Below are 22,216 nucleotides of genomic sequence, written 5' to 3'. Positions count from 1 at the left end.
AATCCTCAGATGGAACCACTCCACGCGACCATCCGCCTCCGAACGGCAATGGACGGCGGACGGCGCTCTCCAATCTCGCTCGCCGGCTCCTACCGACCGCACCTCGTCCTCCACGGAGGTGACGGAACGCATGTCGGCGACATCATTCGAAGCACGCACGGCGGGACACTCGCTCCGGGAGATGACGCTGAAGTCCTCCTCGACCTGCCCTATGACATCGACTGCAGCACCCTGGCCCCCGGAGCCACCTTCGACATACTCGAAGGGCCACGAATCGTCGGATCAGGACGGGTTCGAGCCGCCGACTAGACGACCTGGCCACTCCCCTGCGCGCCAACGGTTCAGCCGGAGAAATCGACCTCCGCCGCGGGGACGACTGATGCCGTGCGGCCGGGCGCCGACTGGTTCGCCCAGTACATGTTGGTGTGAGCGATGACCGCGTGTGGTGCGGGCGCACCCCAGGCCGAGAGATCCTCAGTCGTGTGCGCATCCTCGACGAGCGTGACGTCGTAGCCGCGCGCGAATGCTCCATGAATGGTCGAACGAATGCACATGTCGGTTTGGGCACCCGTAACCACAATACGCCCAATTCCGCCTCTGGCCAGCACTTCTTCCAGATCGGTTCCCTCGAAGGAGTCGCCGTAGATCTTGTGGATGAGGGGCTCGGAGTCGTGTCGTGTCAGCTCGGGCACGTACTCCCACTCGGCGCTGCCCTTGACGAGACCCTCGTCCGAGTGCTGCACCCAGACCACCGGAACGCCAGCGTCGCGAGCCCGCGAGACGAGAGACTCCACGCGCTCGATCACGGCGGCGCTGTCGACGGATTCCTGCATGACCCCTTTCTGCACATCGATCACGATGAGAGCGGTGTTGGGTCGGTCGGTCAGCGTGGTCAAGGCATCCTCCTCGGTGCGAACAGCGTGGGCCGGTCATCCCACCGTACGTCGCCGCACCGACACCGGTCGAGCCCCTCGTGACAGCGGCGGTCAGGGTCGGGCTGGCACGATGGGGCTATGACCACGCTCCGCTGCCCCTGCCAGAGCGGACTCCCCTATGACGAGTGCTGCGGGCCGATCCATTCCGGCGCGGCCGCGCCCACCGCTGAGAAGCTGATGCGCTCCCGGTTCAGCGCCTTCGCACTGGGGCGCTCCGCGTACCTGCTCGCTTCGTGGCACCCGTCGACGCGACCCGCCGCGCTCGACCTCGACCCCGAGGTTCGATGGTTCCGCCTCGACATCCTGGGTCGCACCGGCGGTGGTCTGCTCGACCAGGTGGGCACCGTGGAGTTCGACGCGCACTATCGGCACAACGGAGCCACCGGGATCCAGCACGAGAACAGTCGCTTCACGCGTGTCGACGGTCGCTGGGCCTTCCTCGAATAGGGTCGAGCCATGCCCCGCTTCGTCGTCATCGCGTCGCTCACTCCCCTCGTCGCGGGCGATGCCTTCACGCTCCGCGAGTGGCCGTTGCACCTCACGGTGGCCCCCACCTTCGTGACTCCGCACGACGCAGAGACACTCGCGGCCGCCCTCCGCGTCGTCTGTGCGTTCCACCCGCCATTCGACGTGGTCGCGGGCGGACGCGACGGGTTCGGGCGCGCTCGGGACATCCCCGTGACTCTCATCGCGCCGAACGCCGCGCTCACCGCTCTGCACGAACAATTGATGACCGAGCTCGCCGGCGTGGGCGTCGACTTCGATGACCCCGACTTCACCGGACCCGGGTACCGCCCGCACGTCACGGTGCGGCACCACACCGAACTGGCCAGCGGCACTGTCATCTCGATACGCCACCTCGCGCTCGTCGACATGGCGCCCGAGGGAGACACACGAGAGCGACGCGTCGTCTGGGCGCACGACCTTGCGCGCCGCGACAGCGGTGCCGGCCCCGATGCCAGCGCCGGGGGATCCTGTCGAGAGGTCTCCCCCGGCGACTGGTGAGAGGCCTCGCCGGGCGCGGGCCGATGGTTCTCCTGGGCGTCGCTCGATAGTCTGCGGAGAGGACGAGGGAGTCAGGCATGGCGGGATTCGGCAGGGCGGTGCAGGCGTCGATCTTCGGTGACGGGGCGCGCGGGCGGATGCCCGTCGTCCCCTCCTCCTACGCCTCGCTTGAAGCGGCGGCGGCCGGCGCCCTCTCCCCCGAGGCCTTCGCCTACCTCGCCGGCGCCGCGGGTGCCGAGACCACCACGAGCGAGAACCGCGCGGCGCTCGATCGCTGGCGGATCGTGCCGCGCATCATGCGCGACGTCGGCGAACGCGACCTCTCCATCGAACTGTTCGGTCGCCGCTACCCCACTCCCCTGCTCGCCGCGCCGATCGGGGCCTTGTCGCTCGCCCACCGCGAGGCCGACCTCGGCATCGCCCGCGCCGCAGCGAGTCTCGGCATCCCCTACATCGCATCGAATCAGGCGTCGATTCCTCTGGAGGCGGCGTTCGGCGCCACGCCGGGCGCGCCACACTGGTTCCAGCTCTACTGGAGCAGTTCCGACGCGCTCGTCGCCAGCCTGGTGGGCCGCGCCGAGGCCGCCGGGGCGGAGGCGATCGTGGTGACCCTCGACACCCACCTGCTCGGCTGGCGGCCCCGCGACCTCGATCTGGGGTACCTCCCCTTCGCACACGGTCTCGGCATCGCTCAGTACACGAGCGACCCGGTGTTCCAGGAACTCGTCCGCGCGAGGGTTGCGTCGAGAGCGGCACCCGAGCGAGGCCGCATCACGATCGCCGCCATCCGCACGCTGCTCGACCTGTCCTTGGCGCACCCTGGCTCGATCGGGGCGAACCTCCGCTCCCCCATCCCCCGAGCCGCGGTGGACACCTTTCTCGAGGTGTTCTCGCGTTCGACTCTCACGTGGCCGGACCTCGCCTCGCTGCGCAGCCTCACCTCTCTGCCGATCCTCGTGAAAGGAATCCAGCACCCCGACGATGCACGGCTCGCCCTCGCGCACGGCGCGGATGGCATCATCGTGAGCAACCATGGCGGCCGCCAACTCGATGGCGCGATCGGATCTGCGGACGCGCTTCCCGCGATCGTCCGCGAGGTCGCGGGGAGAGCCCCCGTGCTCTTCGACAGCGGTGTGCGGAGTGGCCGCGACGTTCTCGTGGCACTGGCGCTCGGCGCGAGCGCCGTGCTGGTCGGGCGCCCGTGGGTCTACGGCCTGGCCGTCGACGGTGCGCGCGGGGCCGAGACCGTGCTCCGCGCCCTGGTGGCCGAACTCGACATCTCGATGGGGGTCGCCGGGGTGCGGTCTGTGGTCGGGATGCCCGGCGGCACGGTCATCCGCCGCCCCTAGCCCCGCGGCGCAGCCCGATCACGCGTTGGTCGCGGCCACCCACTCCTCGAGTTTTGCGGCGGCTGCGCCGCTGTCGACCGACTCGGCGGCCACCGCCATCGCCGCGCGCAGGCGGTCGACCATCGGCACCCGGATCAGCTCGGGGTTGCGGGCGAGGTCGAACGCCACGAGACCCGCCGCCGCGTTGAGGAGAACGATGTCGCGCACCGGGCCGCGGTCGCCGGCGAGCACGCGCCGGGCGACCCCAGCATTGTGCTCGGGATCGGCGCCCAGCAGCGACTCGATGTGCGCGGTGGGAATGCCGAGATCCGCGGGGTTGAGGTCGTGCTCGGTCACGAAGCCGCGGGAGACCTCCCAGATGTGACTGTGCCCGGTCGTGGTGAGCTTGTCGATGCCGTCGTCGCCGCGGTAGACCAGCGCTGTCGCACCGCGCGTCTGGAACACGCCGACGACGAGCGGCACGCGATCGAGGCTCGCGACGCCGACCGCCGACGCCTCCGGACGCGCGGGGTTGCAGAGCGGACCGAGGATGTTGAAGAGAGTCGAGATGCCGAGTTCCCGGCGGGTCGGGCCGGCGTGGCGGAAACCCGGGTGGAACAGCGCGGCATAGGCGAAGGTGATGCCGGTCTCCTCGAGCACCTGGGCGACCCGTTCGGGAGCGATGTCGAGGTTGAGCCCCAGGGCGGACAGCACATCGGAGGCCCCGGAGGCGGAGCTTGCTCCCCGATTGCCATGCTTCACGACGGGGATTCCCGCGGCGGCATCGATCACGGATGCCACCGACGAGATGTTCAGGACGGCACCATAGGGATCACCGCCGGTGCCGACGATGTCGAGCACCATGGGGTCGACGTCGAGGCTCAGCGCGTTGGCGAGCACCGCATCGCGGAAGCCGACGATCTCGTCGACGGTCTCGCCCTTCAACCGCAGGGCGACGAGGAGGCCCGCCAGCTGAGCGGAGGTCGCCTCCCCCGCCATGACACTCTGCATGGCCCACGTGGATTCGCTGATAGACAGATCAGAGCCTCCGACCAGACGGCTGAGAATCGCGGGCCACGACAGGTTGTTAGTCATGTTCGAAATTCTAACGATTCGGTGCCGACAGGCATACGGAATGGGAGATTCGGCCCCCGATATCGGACATAATGGACAGGTGACGAGCACCTCTCTTTCTCGGCCGGCCGGCTTCACGACTGTGAACCGCCCGAGCGTTGTCGCGGTCGGTACGATCGTGTGGCTTGGCAGTGAAGTGATGTTCTTCGCGGGACTCTTCGCGATCTACTTCACTCTGCGCTCCACCTCGCCCGAGCTGTGGGCCGCCCAGAGCGCCAAGCTCACCGTTCCGTTCTCGGGGGTGAACACCTGCATCCTCATCGCCTCGTCGTTCAGTTGCCAGTTCGGCGTCTTCGCGGCCGAGCGTCTTCAGCCCCGCCGCACGAGCTGGAAGCTCAAGGACTGGGGCATGGCGGAGTGGTTCTTCGTCACGTACGTGATGGGTGCCCTCTTCGTCATCGGCCAGATCTACGAGTACGCGAACCTCGTGAGCGAGCACGTCAGCCTCAGCTCCGACGCCTACGGATCCGCCTTCTACCTCACGACCGGTTTCCACGGACTCCACGTCACCTGCGGTCTCATCGCGTTCCTCCTCGTCATCGGGCGCGCCTACTCCGCCAAGAACTTCGGGCACAAAGAAGCCACGAGCGCCATCGTCGTGTCGTATTACTGGCACTTCGTCGACGTGGTGTGGATCGGCCTCTTCTCGATCATCTACCTCCTGAAATAAGAACCGGAAACCACGTAGACGCATGGCGAAGTCCACTCCTCTCCAGTCCAAGAAGCAGCGCCCCGCACGGCGCAGCAAGCTCGCCTCGATCGCGCTCATCACGATCGGGCTGCTCGCCACCGGCGGCGCCTACGCGCTGTTCACCACGTCCGCGACGGCCGACACCACCGCGGGCAGCGAGCAGCTCATCTCTCAGGGTTCCAAGCTCTTCGCGGCCAACTGCGCGACCTGCCACGGCATGAACCTCGAGGGCACGAAGGCCGGGCCCTCGCTGCTCGGTGTCGGCGCCGCGTCCGTCGAGTTCCAGGTCTCCACCGGTCGCATGCCGCTCGCGCAGTCGGGACCGCAGGCGCAGGAGAAGCCCTCGCAGTTCACGACCGAGCAGACGAAAGCGCTCTACACCTTCGTCGCTTCGAAGGCGCCCGGGCCGGGCATCCCCGACAAGACCTACCTCGGGGGCAACGGAAACGCGGCCAAGGGGGCCGAGCTGTTCCGCATCAACTGCGCGATGTGCCACAACGTGGCCGGTGCAGGCGGGGCCCTGACTCAGGGCAAGTACGCACCGGCGCTCACGGGTGTCACCGCTCAGCACATCTACGAGGCGATGGTCACCGGCCCGCAGAACATGCCGGTCTTCAACGACAAGAACATCTCGCCGACCGACAAGGCGAACATCATCACCTACCTGAAGTACCTCGATCAGAACCCGTCCCCGGGCGGATTCGACCTCGGTAACCTCGGGCCGGTCTCGGAGGGTCTGTTCCTCTGGATCTTCGGTCTCGGCACCATCATCGGAGTCACGGTGTGGCTCACGGCGAAGGCCAACTAGTAAACGTTCCGTCAGCGTTCGACGCGACAGGTGAAGGGAAGAGAATGGCACAGCACGGCGAGGGTGTGATCGCACCCGAAGACGATGCCGTTCATGGTGGCACGACCACCGGCACAGCGGTCGAGGTGGCGCACGAGAACGCGGGCTCCCCGGGCACCGCGGTGGTACCCACCGATGGTGTGCAGAACCCCGGCTTCCCGCCGCACTACCCGCGGCGAACCGATGTCGACCCCAAGAAGGATGCCCGGGCCGAGCGCCAGGTCTCGATCCTGTTCTACCTCTCCATCGTCGGCAGCATCTTCGCCGTCGCCGCGTACATCGCCTTCCCGATCCTTCCCGGCGACCCGGGTTCGATTCGCACGAACAACCTGCTGCTCGGCCTCGGAATCACGCTCGGTCTGCTCGGCATCGGCATCGGAGCGGTGCACTGGGCGAAGCAGCTCATGCGCGGCGACGAGAGCGTGGAGCTCCGGCACCCCACCCGCGGCAAGGAGGAGACCCGCGAGCGCGCGGTCGAGATCTTCAAGCTCGGCAACGAGGAGTCGGGGATCGGCCGCAGGTCGGTCATCCGCAACAGCCTCATCGGTGCCCTGGTCCTCACGCCGATCCCCGCGGTCGCGCTCTTCCGAGGGCTCGCACCGGCGTCCGACCCGATCAAGCCGCTGCAGCACACCATGTGGGCGAAGGGCACGCGCTTGACGCGAGACCCTACCGGTGCCCCGATCAAAGCTTCCGATGTGACGCTGGGCTCCGCGTTCCACGTCATTCCGGAGGGACTCAACGACAAGACCGACCTGCTCGAGGAGAAGGCGAAGGCCGCGGTGCTCCTCATGAGGCTCCGCCCGGAAGACCTGCACGTGTCGGCCGGTCGCGAGAACTGGAACTACGACGGCATCGTCGCGTACTCGAAGATCTGCACCCACGTCGGTTGCCCGGTCGCCCTGTACGAACAGCAGACGCACCACCTGCTCTGCCCCTGCCACCAGTCGCAGTTCGACATCACCCACGAGGCGAAGGTCATCTTCGGACCTGCACGTCGCCCCCTGCCCCAGCTGCCGATCACGGTCGACTCCGAGGGCTACCTCGTCGCCAGGAGCGACTTCCACGAACCAGTTGGACCCGATTTTTGGGAGCGTGAGCTGTGAGCAGCGCAACACAGGAGCGGGCAACCGCGCCGGCTCGTCGCAGTGGTGGATTCACCGGTGCGGCAGCCAATTACATCGACGAGCGGACCAGCATCTCTGGCCTCGTCAAAGAACTCGGGCGCAAGATCTTCCCCGACCACTGGTCGTTCATGCTCGGCGAGGTGGCGCTCTACAGCTTCGTGGTGATCATCCTCACGGGCACGTTCCTCACCTTCTTCTTTCAGGCGTCGATGGCCGAGGTCACCTACGACGGTTCGTACCTCCCGCTCAAGGGCATCGACATGTCTGCGGCCATGAACTCGACGCTGCACATCAGCTTCGACATCCGCGGCGGCCTGCTCATGCGCCAGGTGCACCACTGGGCGGCCCTGCTGTTCATCGCGTCCATCGGCCTGCACATGCTGCGCATCTTCTTCACGGGCGCCTTCCGCAAGCCACGCGAGCTCAACTGGTTCATCGGATTCGTGCTCTTCATCCTCGCGCTGGGCGAGGGCTTCACCGGCTACTCCCTTCCGGATGACCTGCTCTCCGGCAACGGACTGCGCATCATCGACGGCCTCATCAAGGGCCTCCCGATCGTCGGCACCTGGATCTCCTACCTGCTCTTCGGCGGAGAATTCCCGGGCACCGCGATCGTCGGCCGGCTGTACACGCTGCACATCCTGCTGCTGCCCGCCATCCTGGTTGCCGCGCTCGGTGCGCACATGGTGCTCCTCATCATCAACAAGCACACGCAGTTCGCTGGCCCGGGAAAGACGAACGACAACGTGGTCGGTGTGCCGATCATGCCCGTGTTCGCTGCCAAGGCCGGTGGCTTCTTCTTCATCGTTTTCGGCGTGATCGTGCTGATCGCGTCGCTCTTCACGATCAACCCGATCTGGACCTACGGCCCCTACGACCCGTCACCGGTGTCTGCCGGCACTCAGCCCGACTGGTACATCGGCTTCGCCGACGGCGCCCTGAGGCTCGTGCCCTCCGACTGGGGGTTCATGATCGGCCCGTGGACGTTCTCGCTCAACATCATCGCTCCGGTCCTCGTGCTCGTCGTGTTCATCGCGCTCGTGGCTTTCTACCCCTTCATCGAGGCGTGGATCACGGGTGACAAGCGCGAACATCACATCGCAGATCGCCCGCGGAACGCACCCACCCGCACTGCGATCGGCGCGGCGGGAGTCACGTTCTACGCGGTGCTGTGGGGTGCGGCGAGTTCTGACCTGGTCGCGACGCACTTCAAGCTGAGCATCGAGGGTGTGATCGTCACGCTTCAGTACACGCTCATCCTCGGACCCATCGTCGCCTACCTCGTCACCAAGCGAATTTGCCTCGGCCTTCAGAAGAAGGACCGCGAAATCGCACTCCACGGGTACGAGAGCGGTCGTATCGTCCGCCTTCCGGGCGGCGAGTACATCGAGGTCCACGAGCAGCTGACCGACTACGAGCGGTGGCGCCTCGTCAGCTTCGACTCCTACGCGCCCTTGATGGTGCGGCCGAATGCGCGTGGTCGAATCACCGCTGCACAGCGCACTCGAGCCGCGTTGTCGAACTGGTTCTTCGAGGACCGTATCGCTCCCGTGACCGCGACCGAGCTGCACCACTCTCATGGCCCCGAGGCGATCCACGGCTCCGCTGAGCCCGCCGCCGCGGAGCTGGAGAAATAGCCGCCGCACCAGCTGAGAGCTAGAGGGGCCGGGCGTTTTCGCCCGGCCCCTTTTTTCTTGCTCCCCACCGCCGCGAGTGATGCCGGCCCCTTCTTGCTTGCCACCACCGCGCGTGCCGCCGGTCCCTTCGTGCGTGTCCCACCGCCGCGCATGCCGCCGGCCCCTTCGTGCGTGTCCCACCGCCGCGCATGCCTCCAGCCCCTTCGTGCGTGTCCCACCGCCGCGCATGCCGCTCTGGCGCCTTCTCGCACGTCATCGCCGCGCGTGTCGCCGGGCCGTTTCTCGCGTCACCTCGACGCTCTCACGAGAGTCGGCAGCTGTCACCTGGCCTCCCCCGCCACTGGCGTCGCCGCGCTCCCCCGTCCTGCGGTTGCCAGGGGCCGGGTTCATCCCTGTCATCCGACCACCTGAGCGCGTGTCCCCATCCCCGAATCGGCGCAGAACCTCTCGCTGAGCACACCGCGAAGAACATGTTCCGACTTGCGCTGCTCCGGCGGGCCCAACAGCTGTCCCGGCGGGCGCTCTAGCTGTCCCGGCGGGCGCATTAGCTGTCCCGGCCGAAGGCTAGGAGGAGTTCGGTCATCCTTGAGCCGGCCCGCACCGGCGCGGACGAGCCGGAAGACGTTCCTGCCTCGCGGCCACCTCGCGAGTTGCACAAAAACGTGCAACACGGTGGGCGGAGTCTCTTTAGTTGTCGATCCCGGCCCGATCGACGGCCAAGTTGCACAAAAAGTGCCAACTCGGGTGGAGCGGCCTGCTCGGGTGGCGCGGCCTGCTCGGGTGGCGCGGCCTGCTCGGGTGGAGCGGCCGCCCGAGGGGAGGACGGCCCGCCGCCCCGGCATGCTCGCGGCCCCTGACGCGCACAGCGCTCAGGGGCCGCGAGAGGCCGATCAGTGGGCGAAGTAGCCGCGCTGGTACTCGAAGATGAGCCCGACGATGCTGACGGCGGCGAGAGCCACCGCGATGAAGCAGATCCAGGAGCCCACGGCGAGGCCCGTGAACATGAGTGCTGCAGAGGCGCCCAGCATGATGGGCCACCAGCTCCACGGGCTGAAGAAGCCCTGCTCGGCTTCGCCGTCGTCGATGTTCGCGTCGAGACGGTCCTCGGGCAGCTCGCCACCCTGAGCCTTGTAGACCCGGCCGATGTAGAACGCGATCAGAACGGACAGGATGGTGACCAGCGCGAGAGCGACCGTGCCGACGGGCTCGATGTGCCCCCCGAACTCCTTGTCGGCGAGACCCCACACGATGTACCCCGCGGTCGCGACGGCGCAGAATCCGGCGAGAATCCAGAACAGCTTGACTGTTGCGTTCATCGGACTACTTCACTTTCTCCTGAGCCAGGTCGTACACGGGGTGGTCCGGCGCATCCTTCATCGGGCCGATGCCCGTCGCCATCTCGGCCTCGGGGTGAGCGAGGTCGAAGGCCGGGGACTCCGAGCGGATGCGCGGAATCGATGAGAAGTTGTGCCGGGGCGGCGGGCACGAGGTGGCCCACTCCAGCGACCGTCCGTACCCCCACGGGTCATTCACCGTGACCTTGGGCGCGCGTCGCGCGGTGATGTACACGTTGTAGAGGAACGGCAGCACCGAGACACCGAGGATCATCGCGCCCACAGTGGAGACCTGGTTCATCCACGTCACGTTGTCTTCCGGGAGGTAGCTCCAGTAGCGACGGGGCATGCCCTCCACGCCGATCCAGTGCTGGATGAGGAACGTGGTGTGGAAACCGATGAAGAGCAGCCAGAAGTGAACTTTGCCGAGGCGCTCGTTGAGCATCTTGCCCGTCCACTTCGGCCACCAGAAGTAGAAGCCGCTGAACATCGCGAAGACGACGGTGCCGAACACCACGTAGTGGAAGTGAGCGACGACGAAGTAGGTGTCGGAGACGTGGAAGTCGAGCGGTGGCGACGCCAGGATGACGCCGGTGAGCCCACCGAAGGTGAAGGTGATCAAGAAGCCGATCGCCCACATCATGGGAGTCTCGAAGGTGACCGAGCCCCGCCACATCGTTCCGATCCAGTTGAAGATCTTCACGCCGGTAGGCACCGCGATCAGCATCGTCATGAAGGAGAAGAACGGCAGGAGCACCGAGCCGGTGACGTACATGTGGTGCGCCCACACCGTGACCGACAGGGCCGCGATCGCGATCGTCGCGTAGATGAGGGTCTTGTACCCGAACAGCGGCTTGCGACTGAATACCGGCAGCACCTCGGAGATGATGCCGAAGAACGGCAGCGCGATGATGTAGACCTCGGGGTGGCCGAAGAACCAGAAGAGGTGCTGCCACAGGAGCGCCCCACCATTGGCGGCGTCGAAGATGTGGGCGTCGACGGTTCGGTCGGCGCCGAGCGCGAGCAGTGCGGCGGCGAGCACGGGGAACGCCATGATCACCAGGATGGAGGTGACGAGGGTGTTCCAGGTGAAGATCGGCATCCGGAACATCGTCATACCCGGTGCACGCATGGTGATGATCGTGGTGATGAAGTTGACGGCACCGAGAATGGTTCCGAAACCGCTCAGCGCGAGCCCGAACACCCAGAGGTTGCCGCCCAGACCCGGGGTGAATGTGGTCGAGGTGAGGGGCGCGTACGCGGTCCATCCGAACGATGCGGCACCCTGCGGCGTGAGGAATCCGGCGACGGCGATCAGGGATCCGAAGTTGTACAGCCAGTAGGCGAACGCGTTCAGCCGCGGGAATGCGACGTCGGGCGCACCGATCTGAAGCGGCATGAGCACATTCGCGAATCCCGCGAACAGCGGCGTCGCGAACATGAGCAGCATGATCGTTCCATGCATGGTGAACAGCTGGTTGTACTGCTCGGGAGTACCAACCAGCGCCTCGCCCGGCTCGAAGAGCTGTGCCCGGATGACCAGCGCCATGACCCCGCCGAGGCAGAAGTACACGAACGAGGTGATCAGGTACAGGTAGCCGATCGTCTTGTGGTCGGTCGAGGTGATCCAGTTGACGAGGATGTTGCCCTTGCGCACGACGGTCGGTCGCCCGGCCTGGTGCTGCTTCTCAAGGGGTGAGAGTACGGCGGTCATTCGTCTTAACCCTTCGCGCCAGTAGTACCGGGCAGATTGGTGTTGGTGTTGTACTCGGCGCCGAGTTCACCGGTGAAGCCGGCGGCCCGCTGCGAAGCGATGTAGGCGTCGTAGTCGGCCTGAGACTCGACCTTCACCTGGAAGAGCATGAGCGAGTGGTACTCACCGCACAACTCGGCGCACTTGCCCTGATAGGTGCCGATCTTCTCGGGAATGAAGTACATGTAGTTGGTCTTGCCCGGGATCATGTCCTTCTTGTAGAGGAAGTTCACGATCCAGAACGAGTGCGCGACGTCGCGCGACTCGATCTTGATCTCCACGCGCTTGCCGACCGGCAAATGGAGCGTGTTCAAATGATCGGAGACGGTCTCCCCCGCCTTCGCGGGCTGAGCCTGGATTCCCGCGCTGTAGACCTTCTCGTCGAGGTAGTTGAAGTCCCAGGCCCAGCGCTTGCCGAAGACCTCGATCTTCACCTGGGGGTCGGCCATCGGCTTCTCGATCGCTGCCTGATCCTTCGCGGTGAACGCGAAGAAACCGATGACGAGGATCAACGGCACGACCGTATAGAAGATCTCGACCGGCATGTTGTACCGCAGCTGCACGGGGAGCCCGGTCTGACCCTTGCGCCGACGATAGACGACGGCGGCCCAGATGATGAGTCCCCAGGTGATGACACCCACCGCGAGGAGCACGAGCCAGGAGGTGTTCCAGAGTCCGATGACGCGGTCGACGTTGTTGGTCGTACCGGGAGTGGTCGGCAGGAAGCCGGTCAACTGCTGGGGTGTGCAGCCCGCCAGAATTACCGTGATGACGAGTGCGACGGGAATGGCAGCCCATCGAATTCGGCGGTTTGATCGCACCTGAGACCTCTCGGATGTTGCGGACGGAATGCTCGTTCAGTCTATAACCCGGTGGGGGCGCCGCCCGTCCGACCCGGCCCTTAACGCACGAAGATCGGGCCCGAATCGGCCCGATCTTCGTGTTGACTGGATGCCGACCGAACGCCGGCACTGCACTCAGTGGAAGCTGTCTCCACACGCGCAGCTGCCCGAGGCATTGGGGTTGTCGATCGTGAAACCCTGCTTCTGGATGGTGTCTTCGAAGTCGATGGCAGCGCCGTCGAGGTAGGGCACGCTCATCTTGTCGACGACGACCTCCACACCGTCGCCGAACTCGACGGTGGCGTCGCCATCGAGGGTGCGCTCGTCGAAGTAGAGCTGGTAGATCAGGCCCGAGCAGCCGCCGGGCTGAACCGCCACTCGCAGGCGCAGGTCGTCACGACCCTCCTGCGTCAGCAGGCTGCGCACCTTGGATGCTGCGGCGTCGGTGAGGGTGACGCCGTGGGCGGCGGTCGTGGTGGGGGCGATGGCGGTGTCGGTCACTGTGCACTCCTTCTATCGAGCGAAATCTTCGTCAAGTCTACGCGCGGGCTTCGAGCTTTGCGAGCAGCAGCGCCTCGGTGAGGATCGCGCGATGAAACACACCGAGGTGCAGCGACTCGTTGGGGCTGTGCGCGCGGGAGTCGGGGTCTTCCACGCCGGTCACGAGGATCTCGGCCGCGGGGAACGTCGCGACCAGATCGGACACGAAGGGGATGGAGCCGCCGATCCCGGTGTCGACCGGCTCGACGCCCCAGGCCTCCGCCATGGCCGCACGCGCATCGGCGACCGAGGGGCCGCTGGTGTCGACGAGGAACGGGTTGCCGCAGTCGACGTCGGTGAATGCCAGTCGAGCACCGAACGGCGCGTGCGCGCGAAGGTGTGCGACGATCGCGTCATAGGCCTCAGTAGCGGGCTGGCCCGGCGCGATCCTGGCGCTGATCTTGACCGTCACCGACGGAATCAGGGTGTTGGAGGCGTTCACCATCGACGGAGCGTTGATGCCCGTCACCGTCACCGACGGCTTCGCCCAGAGCCGACTGAGGATCTCCCCCGTGCCAATCGGCGCCACACCGTCGAGAAGCGCCGCCTCAGACCGCAACAACTCCTCCGTGTACTCCGGAGTCGCCATCTCGATGCTGCGCAGCCCGTCGACGGCGACCGAGCCATCCGCGTCCCAGAGGGAGGCGAGCAGGAGGATGGTCGCCATCATCGCGTCCGGCACCGCTCCGCCGAACATCCCCGAGTGCGAGGCGTGCCCGAGCGTCGACACGGTCAGGGCGAAGGTGACATTGCCGCGCAGCGCGACGGTGAGCGCGGGCGTCGTGGTGTTCCAGTTGTCGGAATCGGCGACGACGATGGCGTCGGCCTGCAGAGCATCCCGATTCTCGACGAGGAAGCGAGCGAAGGATCGCGAACCGAACTCCTCCTCCCCCTCGATGAACACGGCGAGCCCGAGCCCGAAGTCCTCGCCGTGCACCTCGCGAAATGCCCGGAGTGCGGCGATGTGCGTCATGACCCCCGCCTTGTCGTCAGCGGCGCCTCGGCCGTACAACCGGTCGCCCACCAGGGTCGGTTCGAACGGCGAGGAGTCCCAGTCGGCATCGTCGCCGGGGGGCTGCACGTCGTGGTGCGCATACAGCAGGATGGTCGGCTTTCCCTCCCGGGCGGGGCGCGAGGCGAGCACCGCGGGTTGACCGTGCACACCCGAGTCGCCGATCGGCGCGCTCGCGATCGACACCGTGTCGAAGATGCCGAGTCCCTCGACGAGTGCCTTCACCGCCTCCGCACTCGCCCGCACTTGCGCGGGATCGAAGCCATCCCACGACACACTGGGAATTCGCACGAGCGAGGAGAGGTCGGCGATCGCCCCGGGGAGGCCGGCGTGAACTGCCTCGCGCAGCGCGTCACCCCCCGGCGTCGAGGTGGGTTCGGGGGCGGGGGTCTGCGTCGATGACATGACGGTAATCTTAAGGCGACACCAACAACGAGGACTGATCGTGGCCAAGACACCAGCGAGCAACACCGACGACGCGATCGCCGACGAGCTTGGAAAGAACCCCGTCGCCCCGAAGGGCCGCGCCACCCCGAGCCGCAAAGAGCGCGAGGCAGCTCGCAAGCGTCCTCTCGTCGCCGGGCGGGACGCCGCCTCACGCAAGGCCGCGCGCTCCGCGGAGCAGGCAGCGCGTGAACGCGCCCGCATCGGCATGACCAACGGCGAGGAGCGATACCTCCCCGCGAAGGACCGTGGACCCCAGAAACGCTACGTGCGCGACTATGTCGATGCGCGATTCAGTATCGGGGAGCTCATGATCCCCGTTGTCGGACTCCTCTTCATCGCCAGCCTCGTCACCATCACGAGCATGACCGTCATCATCGAGATCGCGATCTACTCCTTCTTCGCCCTCGTCGCGATCGACGTCGTCGTACTCGGCTTCATCCTGAACCGACGCCTCGCCGAGAAGTTCGGTGCGGCGAACGTGGAACGCATCCGCCTCTACGCGGCGATGCGGGCGATCCAGTTCCGACGACTGCGACTGCCGAAACCGCAGGTCAAGCGCGGCGCCTACCCCCGCTGACGCGCGGCCAGACCGCGGTTGATCTGCCGCGCCCACAGCGGTCCGCGGTAGAGGAACGCCGTGTAGCCCTGGACGAGCGTCGCGCCCGCCGCCAATCGCTCGGCAACATCATCCGCCGTCTCGACGCCACCCACCGAGATGACGCAGAAGTCATCGGGAACGGCCGACCGGACGACGCGCAGAACCTCGAGTGACCGTGCCGCGAGCGGTGCTCCTGAGAGCCCGCCCGCTCCCGCTGCCTCGACGACGGACCGCGGTGTGCGCAGGCCAGAACGCGAGAGCGTGGTGTTGGTCGCGATGATTCCGCCCAGCCCGAGACGGACTGCGAGCCGGGCGATGGCGGTCGCCTCGTCGTCGCTCAGATCGGGCGCGATTTTCACGAGCACGGGAGTGCCCTCCGCCGCGTCGCGCACCGCGGTGAGCAACGGTTCGAGCCGCTCGATCTCCTGGAGTCCGCGCAGGCCCGGGGTGTTCGGGGAACTCACGTTGACCACGAGGTAGTCGGCGAGAGGCGCGAGCAGTCGCGTGCTGACGAGGTAGTCGGCGACCGCGTCATCCACCTCGACGACCCTGCTCTTGCCGATGTTGACGCCGATGACGGGCCGGTGCCGTCGCGTCACGATCGTACGCAAGCGGGTTGCCGCCGCGTCGGCACCGGAGTTGTTGAAGCCCATCCGGTTGATGACCGCGCGGTCGGGAATGAGTCGGAACAGGCGGGGCTTCGGATTTCCGGGCTGCGGGATCGCGGTGATCGTGCCGATCTCCACGTGACCGAACCCCAGCTGACCGAGGCCGAGGATGGCGATGCCCTCTTTGTCGAAGCCCGCCGCCACGCCGAACGGCGAATCGAATCGCAGGCCCAGCGCCTCGACGGCGAGGGAGGGATCGGGCCGGGTGACGCGGCGCACGAGCGATCCGATGCCGAGTGCCGGCAGCGCCCGGATCACATCGAACGCGAGGTGGTGCGCCCGCTCGGGATCGAGCCGCGACAGGACGAGGGTGAACAGAGCGCGATACATGCCGTGTTCAGGTTAGCGGCTGCGCTGGTCGTCGACGGACGCCGACTCCTTCTCGTTCTCTCCCCCGTGCTCCACCCGCAGCAGGGCGATCGCGGCCTCGAAGTCCTCGAGGGACTCGAACGCCTGGTAGACGCTGGCGAAACGCAGGTACGCCACCTCGTCGAGCTCGCGAAGCGGCGCGAGGATCGCTAGGCCGATGTCGTTGGCCTCGATCTGCGAGGCGCCGGTCGCGCGAATCGTCTCCTCGACGCGCTGGGCGAGAACCGCGAGGTCGGTGTCGGTCACGGGGCGACCCTGACACGCCTTGCGTACGCCGCTCACGATCTTCTCGCGGCTGAACAACTCCACGACGCCGTTGCGCTTGATGACGGTCAGGCTCGCCGTCTCGGTCGTGCTGAACCGCCGCCCGCACTCGGGGCACTGTCGCCGACGCCGGATCGACAGTCCGTCATCGCTCGTCCTGGAGTCGATGACCCGGCTGTCGGGGTGGCGGCAGAAAGGGCAGAACATGGTGCTGTCAGGATACGCCTAGCCGTTGAACCTCGCGGTCACCGCGTCGCCGTGGGCTGGCAGATCCTCGGCGCGCGAGAGGGCGACGATCTTCGCGCTCACGTCGTGGAGGGCATCCCGGTCGTAGCGGATGACCTGCTGCGGTCTGAGGAAGGTGTACGCCCCGAGCCCCGAGGAGAACCGCGACTGCCCACCGGTGGGGAGCACGTGGTTGGAGCCGGCGAGGTAGTCGCCGAGGCTGACGGGCGAGAAACGGCCGAGGAAGATGGCGCCCGCGTTCTCGATCAACGGGAGGAGGGCATCCGGGTCGACCGTCTGGATCTCGAGGTGCTCGGCGCCGTACGCGTTGGCGAAGGCGGCTGCCGCGGTCAGATCGGAGACCAGCACGATGGCGGATTGCTGACCGGAGAGTGCCTCCACGACGCGCGCGGAGTGGTGCGTGCTGGCGGCCAGCCGGTCGAGTTCGTCGCGGACGGCGTCGGCGAGGGGCACAGAATCGGTCACGAGGACTGCCGCCGCCAGCTCATCGTGCTCGGCCTGACTGACGAGGTCGGCAGCGACGATCGCGGGATCCGCGCTCGAGTCGGCGATGACCACGATCTCGGTCGGACCCGCCTCCGAGTCGATTCCGGTGACGCCGCGGACGAGACGTTTGGCGGAGGCGACGAACACGTTGCCCGGCCCGGTGATGAGGTCGACCGGGTCGAGGCCGAGGTCCGCGACGCCGTAGGCGAGCGCGCCGATGGCCCCAGCACCGCCCATCGCGTACACCTCGTCGACGCCGAGCAGGCCGGCCGCCGCGAGGATGGTGGGGTGAACGGATCCGCCGAAGGCCTTCTGCGGCGGCGAGGCCAGGGCGACCGATCCGACTCCCGCGACCTGGGCGGGCACGACGTTCATGACCACGCTCGACGGGTAGACGGCCTTGCCGCCGGGCACGTAGAAGCCGACACGACTCATCGGCTGCCAGCGCTGGATCACCTCCGCGCCGCGTGCAAGAGTCGTGAGCACAGGCTCGTGCACCTGAGCGGTGGTAGCCGCCCGCACGCGCACGATCGCCTCGTCGAGCGCCTCGCGCACGACGGGGTCGAGGGCCGAGACGGCGGCCCGGATCTCATCGGAGGCGACGCGAACGCGTGCGGGCCGCACCCCGTCGAGCCGCTCGGCCTGATCGAGGAGCGCACCCGCGCCCCCCGCCCGTACCTCCGCGATGAGGTCGCCGGCGATCCCAGTGGCGGTCGCGACGTCGGTCGCGGCCCGTGGGACGAGCGCCGCCAGTTCGGCTCTCGTGGGCGTCTGGTCGCGAAGATCGATCGTGTGCATCATGTCGTCACAATGCTATTGCGTGGCGGAATAGACGGTGGCCGACCAGAATTGATTACTACGTATGGATGAGACAACCCCCGCCCCCGAGCAGATCCCCTTCGCCGTCGACGATCTGGACGCCTTCAAACAGGCGTTCCGCCGCCACGCCGCGGGCGTCGCCGGGATCACCTCACTCGACCCGGAGGGCCGGCCGGTCGGGTTCACCGCGACCTCACTCGCCTCGCTGTCGGCCGTTCCCCCGCTTGCGACCTTCAACATGGCGCAGGTGGCGAGCGCGTGGCCCGCGATGACGGTGGGCAATCGGGTGATCATCCACATGCTCGGTCCCCGCACCCGCCACGTCGCAGAGAAGCTCGCCGCCGATCACTCGGTGCGCTTCGAGGGCGACCACTGGCACCCTGGTCCGCACGGACTCCCCCTTCTCGATGGCGTGACGGCGTGGATGGTCGGCCGCATCGTCGAGGTGCACCCCGTGCACCACAACGCGGTCATCGTCGTGCAGATCGAGACGGGCGCACTCGGGCCCGAGGACGAGGCGCTCCTGTATCACGAGCGCAGCTACCGCACCCCCGGCGACACCGTCTGACGACGAGTCAGCCCAGACAGCTCGGCCCGAGAAGGGTCTTGAGCTCGCCGTAGAGGTCGGCCGAGACGGTCACCGGGTAGGGGATCTCGAACATACGGGCGGTCTCGCCCTTGATGAGCTTGAGACGCACCTCGTTCTCCCCCGAGTGCCGGATGAGAACGTCGCTCAGCGCGCCCACGATCTCGGTCGTCGCGCGGAATTCCGGCACGGAGATGACCAGCGGACCCGAGCCCAGACCCGGACCGACGTCGGGGGTGAACATGCTGATGGCGTGCAGGTTCATGCCGTCGTCTCGCACGCTCACCCGGCCACGGATGACCACAATCGAGTCATTCGCGAGCGCCGGAGCGAACTCCTGATAGGTCTTGCCCATGAACATCACGGTCATCTCGGCGCCGAAGTCCTCCACGACCACCATGCCGTACTGATTGCCCGAGTTGCGGGCGGTCCGGTGCTGCACGCTCGTGAGCAGGCCCGCGATCGACACCGTGTCGCCGTCCTTCGCCACCTCCCCCGCGAGGATCTCGGTGATCGAGTTGCTCGCGTGCTTCGCGAGTTGCGCCTCGAGGCCGGCGAGCGGGTGGTCGGAGACGTAGAGGCCGAGCATCTCGCGCTCGAACGCGAGTTTGTCGCGCTTCGACCACTCCGGTCGGTCGGGCACCTTCGACTCCGCCTGGGGTTCGTCCCAGAGGCTGTCGAAGTCGAAGCCGACCTGCCCGTTCGCCTCATTGCGCTTGACCGCCACAGCCCCCTCGACGGCGTCCTCGTGGATCTCCAGGAGCGCACGCCGGGTATTGCCGAGTGAGTCGAAGGCCCCGGCCTTGATGAGCGATTCGACCGTCCTCTTGTTGGCCACCGGGATCGGCACCTTCGCGAGGAAGTCGTGGAAGGTCTCGAAGCGCCCCTTCTCCTCGCGCGCCAGACGGATGCCCTCCACGACGTTGAATCCGACGTTCCGCACCGCCCCGAGACCGAAACGGATGTCGCCGCCGACGGCCGTGAAGTCGGCGAATGACTCGTTGACGTCGGGGGCGAGTACCTTGATCCCCATTCGACGACACTCGTTGAGGTACATCCCGAGCTTGTCCTTGGAGTCTCCGACGCTCGTCAGAAGGGCCGCCATGTACTCGGCGGGGTAGTTCGCCTTGAGGTAGGCGGTCCAGTAGCTCAGTACGCCGTAGCCCGCGCTGTGCGCCTTGTTGAAGGCGTAGTCGGCGAAGGGCATCAGGGTGTCCCAGAGCACCTTGACCGCGCCCGCGCTGTAGCCGTTGCCGAGCATCCCGGCCTCGAAGTCGGCGAACTGCTTGTCGAGCTCCGACTTCTTCTTCTTGCCCATCGCCCGGCGCAGAACGTCGGCCTGACCGAGGGTGAAGCCCGCCACCTTCTGGGCGACCGACATCACCTGCTCCTGGTAGACGATCAGGCCGTAGGTCACCTCGAGACTGTCGCGCAGCGGCTCTTCGAGCTCCGGGTGAATGGCCTCGATCGCCTGCAGGCCGTTCTTGCGGAGCGCGTAGTTGGTGTGCGAGTTCATCCCCATAGGCCCCGGGCGGTACAGCGCGATCACCGCCGAGATGTCCTCGAAGTTGGTGGGCTTCAACTGGCGCAGCAGCGCGCGCATCGGGCCGCCATCGAGCTGGAAGACGCCGAGGGTGTCGCCCCGGGCGAGCAGGTCGTAGGTCTTCTGGTCGGCGTCGAGGTCGAGATCCTCGATGACGAGCTTCGACCCGGTGTTCTTCTCGATCATCCGCAGCGCGTCTTCGATGATGGTCAGGTTGCGCAACCCGAGGAAGTCCATCTTGATGAGTCCCAGGGACTCCAGCGGCGGCTGGTCGAACTGGGTGATGATCGCGCCGTCGTCCTCGCGCTTCATGATGGGGAGCACCTCGAGCAGGGGCTCGGCCGACATGACGACACCGGCCGCGTGCACGCCCCACTGGCGCTTCAGGTTCTCGATGCCCTGAGCGGTCTCGAAGACCTTCGCGGCCTCCTGATCGGTCTCGAGCACGGCACGGAAGTCCGCCGCCTCCTTGTAGCGGGGGGCATCCTTGTCGAGGATGTCGGCCAGCGAGATGTCTTTGCCCATGATGGCCGGCGGCATCGCCTTGGTGAGCTTCTCCCCCACCGAGAAGGGCATGCCCAGCACTCGCGCGCTGTCCTTCAGCGCCTGCTTGGCCTTGATCGTTCCGTAGGTGACGATCTGGGCGACCCGGTCGTCTCCGTACTTGTCGGTCACGTAGCGGATGACCTCGGGACGGCGGCGGTCGTCGAAGTCGACATCGACGTCGGGCATGGAGACGCGCTCGGGGTTGAGGAAGCGCTCGAAGATGAGTCCGTGGGCGAGCGGGTCGAGTTCGGTGATTCCCATCGCGTACGACGCCATCGATCCTGCGGCCGATCCGCGCCCCGGTCCGACCCGGATGCCCTGGCTCTTCGCCCACTGGATGAAGTCGGCCACGACGAGGAAGTACCCCGGGAAGCCCATCTGCTTGATGACATCGATCTCGTACTGGGCCTGCGCGAGGTGCTCGGGAGAGGGAGACCCCGCGAACCTGCGGAGCATGCCGGCGTGCACCTCCTTCTCGAACCAGCTCGCCTCGGTCTCGCCCTCGGGCACCGGGAAGCGCGGCATGAGATCGCGGTGCTCGAAGTTGACATCGCAGCGCTCGGCGATGAGCAGGGTGTTGTCGCAGGCCTCCGGATGATCGCGGAACATGTGCCGCATCTGGGCAGCGGTCTTCAAGTAGAACTCGTTCGAATCGAACTTGAAACGGTTGGGATCGTCGAGCGTCGAGGCCGACTGCACGCAGAGGAGTGCGGCGTGCGCGGTGGCGTCGTGCGCGTGCGTGTAGTGCAGGTCATTGCTCGCGACGAGAGGCAGCTTCAACTCCTTCGCCAGGCGCAGGAGGTCGTTCATCGTGCGGCGCTCGATGTCGATGCCGTGGTCCATGACCTCGGCGAAGAAGTTGCCCTCACCGAAGATGTCGCGGAACTCGGCGGCGGCCTTGAGCGCCTCGTCGTACTGACCGAGGCGGAGTCGCGTCTGCACCTCGCCACCGACGCAGCCGGTCGTGGCGATGATGCCCTTCGAATACCGGCTGAGGAGTTCGCGGTCCATGCGCGGCTTGAAATAGAAGCCCTCGATGGACGCGAGTGAGGAGAGCTTGAAGAGATTGTGCATCCCCTCGTTGTTCTCCGACAGCAGGGTCATGTGCGTGTACGCGCCGGAACCGCCGACGTCGTCGCCGCTCTGGGTGCTCGAACCCCAGCGGATCCGCGTCTTGTCCTGACGGGCCGTGCCCGGCGTGATGTAGGCCTCGGTGCCGATGATGGGCTTGAGACCGGCCGCGGTCGCCTGCTTCCAGAAGTCGTAGGCTCCGAACATGTTGCCGTGGTCGGTCATCGCGATGGCGGGCATCCCCTGCTCGGCAGCCGCGGCCATGAGGGGCGCCACGCGCGCCGCGCCGTCGAGCATCGAGTACTCGCTATGCACGTGAAGGTGCACGAATGAATCGTTGCTGGGGGGCAAAACTTCTCCGACTAGCCGAGGGTGTGTCTTAGCTTAA

Annotated in this window: 20 protein-coding genes; 9 read left to right on the top strand and 11 right to left on the bottom strand. The window is 66.7% G+C overall.

All coding sequences use genetic code 11. The annotated features are described in order from the left end of the window. Window positions 1-341: 341 nt before the first annotated feature. Window positions 342-896: a cysteine hydrolase family protein gene (locus G3T37_RS01565; RefSeq protein WP_163471722.1), complete on the bottom strand. Its 555-nt coding sequence runs from the start codon at window positions 894-896 to the stop codon at window positions 342-344. Window positions 897-1,013: 117 nt separating this feature from the next. Here G3T37_RS01565 and G3T37_RS01560 point away from each other — a divergent pair, with 117 nt between their 5' ends. The 3 genes from G3T37_RS01560 to G3T37_RS01550 all read left to right on the top strand — a co-directional run bounded on the left by G3T37_RS01560 (window position 1,014) and on the right by G3T37_RS01550 (window position 3,289). Further along, complete coding sequence (locus tag G3T37_RS01560) at window positions 1,014-1,382, top strand: YchJ family protein (protein ID WP_163471721.1); 369 nt, start codon at window positions 1,014-1,016, stop codon at window positions 1,380-1,382. Window positions 1,383-1,391: 9 nt separating this feature from the next. Beyond that, complete coding sequence (locus G3T37_RS01555) at window positions 1,392-1,940, top strand: 2'-5' RNA ligase family protein (RefSeq protein WP_163471720.1); 549 nt, start codon at window positions 1,392-1,394, stop codon at window positions 1,938-1,940. Window positions 1,941-2,017: 77 nt separating this feature from the next. Then, a complete protein-coding gene (locus G3T37_RS01550) occupies window positions 2,018-3,289 on the top strand; it encodes an alpha-hydroxy-acid oxidizing protein (RefSeq protein WP_163471719.1) in 1,272 nt (423 codons plus the stop codon). An 18-nt stretch (window positions 3,290-3,307) separates the two neighbouring features. Here the strand turns inward: G3T37_RS01550 and trpD are convergent, their stop codons facing one another. Then, window positions 3,308-4,363: an anthranilate phosphoribosyltransferase gene (trpD, locus tag G3T37_RS01545; protein ID WP_163471718.1), complete on the bottom strand. Its 1,056-nt coding sequence runs from the start codon at window positions 4,361-4,363 to the stop codon at window positions 3,308-3,310. A gap of 40 nt (window positions 4,364-4,403) precedes the next feature. Here trpD and ctaE point away from each other — a divergent pair, with 40 nt between their 5' ends. From ctaE to qcrB, 4 genes are read left to right on the top strand one after another with little or no spacing between them, the layout of a single operon-like run. Beyond that, entirely contained in the window at window positions 4,404-5,072 is a 669-nt protein-coding gene (gene ctaE, locus G3T37_RS01540) for an aa3-type cytochrome oxidase subunit III (RefSeq protein ID WP_163471717.1), read from the top strand. Between the two features lie 22 nt (window positions 5,073-5,094). Next, the gene (gene qcrC / locus G3T37_RS01535) at window positions 5,095-5,901 is read left to right on the top strand and encodes a cytochrome bc1 complex diheme cytochrome c subunit (RefSeq protein WP_163471716.1); all 807 of its coding nucleotides are present in this window, start codon (window positions 5,095-5,097) and stop codon (window positions 5,899-5,901) included. A 44-nt stretch (window positions 5,902-5,945) separates the two neighbouring features. Continuing rightward, window positions 5,946-7,046, top strand: a complete 1,101-nt coding sequence (gene qcrA / locus G3T37_RS01530) for a cytochrome bc1 complex Rieske iron-sulfur subunit (RefSeq protein ID WP_163471715.1) — start codon at window positions 5,946-5,948, stop codon at window positions 7,044-7,046. After that, entirely contained in the window at window positions 7,043-8,704 is a 1,662-nt protein-coding gene (gene qcrB / locus G3T37_RS01525; RefSeq protein WP_163471714.1) for a cytochrome bc1 complex cytochrome b subunit, read from the top strand. The genes qcrA and qcrB overlap by 4 nt, the downstream gene beginning before the upstream one ends. A gap of 890 nt (window positions 8,705-9,594) precedes the next feature. Here qcrB and G3T37_RS01520 read toward each other — a convergent pair. The 5 genes from G3T37_RS01520 to G3T37_RS01500 all read right to left on the bottom strand — a co-directional run bounded on the left by G3T37_RS01520 (window position 9,595) and on the right by G3T37_RS01500 (window position 14,590). Then, on the bottom strand, window positions 9,595-10,020 hold the full coding sequence (locus G3T37_RS01520) for a cytochrome c oxidase subunit 4 (RefSeq protein ID WP_163471713.1): 426 nt from the start codon (window positions 10,018-10,020) through the stop codon (window positions 9,595-9,597). Window positions 10,021-10,024: 4 nt separating this feature from the next. Next, window positions 10,025-11,752, bottom strand: a complete 1,728-nt coding sequence (gene ctaD, locus G3T37_RS01515; RefSeq protein ID WP_163471712.1) for an aa3-type cytochrome oxidase subunit I — start codon at window positions 11,750-11,752, stop codon at window positions 10,025-10,027. Window positions 11,753-11,757: 5 nt separating this feature from the next. After that, window positions 11,758-12,612: an aa3-type cytochrome oxidase subunit II gene (ctaC, locus tag G3T37_RS01510; protein ID WP_163471711.1), complete on the bottom strand. Its 855-nt coding sequence runs from the start codon at window positions 12,610-12,612 to the stop codon at window positions 11,758-11,760. Window positions 12,613-12,768: 156 nt separating this feature from the next. Beyond that, window positions 12,769-13,134, bottom strand: coding sequence for an iron-sulfur cluster assembly accessory protein (locus tag G3T37_RS01505; protein ID WP_163471710.1), 366 nt, complete (start codon window positions 13,132-13,134; stop codon window positions 12,769-12,771). A 37-nt stretch (window positions 13,135-13,171) separates the two neighbouring features. Beyond that, entirely contained in the window at window positions 13,172-14,590 is a 1,419-nt protein-coding gene (locus tag G3T37_RS01500) for a dipeptidase (RefSeq protein ID WP_163471709.1), read from the bottom strand. 40 nt (window positions 14,591-14,630) lie between these two features. On the opposite strand from G3T37_RS01500, the gene G3T37_RS01495 reads away from it, so the two are divergent. Further along, a complete protein-coding gene (locus G3T37_RS01495) occupies window positions 14,631-15,209 on the top strand; it encodes a DUF3043 domain-containing protein (RefSeq protein WP_163471708.1) in 579 nt (192 codons plus the stop codon). Here G3T37_RS01495 and G3T37_RS01490 read toward each other — a convergent pair. The 3 genes from G3T37_RS01490 to hisD are packed head-to-tail and all read right to left on the bottom strand — an operon-like array spanning window position 15,197 to window position 18,064. Then, window positions 15,197-16,228: a quinone-dependent dihydroorotate dehydrogenase gene (locus G3T37_RS01490; protein WP_163471707.1), complete on the bottom strand. Its 1,032-nt coding sequence runs from the start codon at window positions 16,226-16,228 to the stop codon at window positions 15,197-15,199. The two genes, G3T37_RS01495 and G3T37_RS01490, sit on opposite strands and share 13 nt — an antisense overlap. A gap of 12 nt (window positions 16,229-16,240) precedes the next feature. Next, a complete protein-coding gene (nrdR, locus tag G3T37_RS01485) occupies window positions 16,241-16,738 on the bottom strand; it encodes a transcriptional regulator NrdR (RefSeq protein ID WP_163471706.1) in 498 nt (165 codons plus the stop codon). Window positions 16,739-16,756: 18 nt separating this feature from the next. Beyond that, window positions 16,757-18,064 carry a histidinol dehydrogenase gene (hisD, locus tag G3T37_RS01480; RefSeq protein WP_163471705.1) on the bottom strand — a complete coding sequence of 436 codons (1,308 nt, stop codon included), beginning with the start codon at window positions 18,062-18,064 and terminating at the stop codon, window positions 16,757-16,759. Window positions 18,065-18,125: 61 nt separating this feature from the next. Between hisD and G3T37_RS01475 the strand changes: the two genes are divergently transcribed. Beyond that, entirely contained in the window at window positions 18,126-18,650 is a 525-nt protein-coding gene (locus G3T37_RS01475) for a flavin reductase family protein (protein ID WP_163471704.1), read from the top strand. A 7-nt stretch (window positions 18,651-18,657) separates the two neighbouring features. Here G3T37_RS01475 and dnaE read toward each other — a convergent pair whose 3' ends face one another. Continuing rightward, window positions 18,658-22,179: a DNA polymerase III subunit alpha gene (gene dnaE, locus G3T37_RS01470; RefSeq protein WP_163471703.1), complete on the bottom strand. Its 3,522-nt coding sequence runs from the start codon at window positions 22,177-22,179 to the stop codon at window positions 18,658-18,660. Between the last annotated feature and the right edge of the window lie 37 nt (window positions 22,180-22,216).

The organism is Galbitalea soli (assembly GCF_010686725.1).
Taxonomy (GTDB): domain Bacteria; phylum Actinomycetota; class Actinomycetes; order Actinomycetales; family Microbacteriaceae; genus Galbitalea; species Galbitalea soli.
The sequence above is the reverse complement of the archived record's forward strand: the minus strand, read 5'-3'. Positions and strand labels throughout refer to the sequence as shown.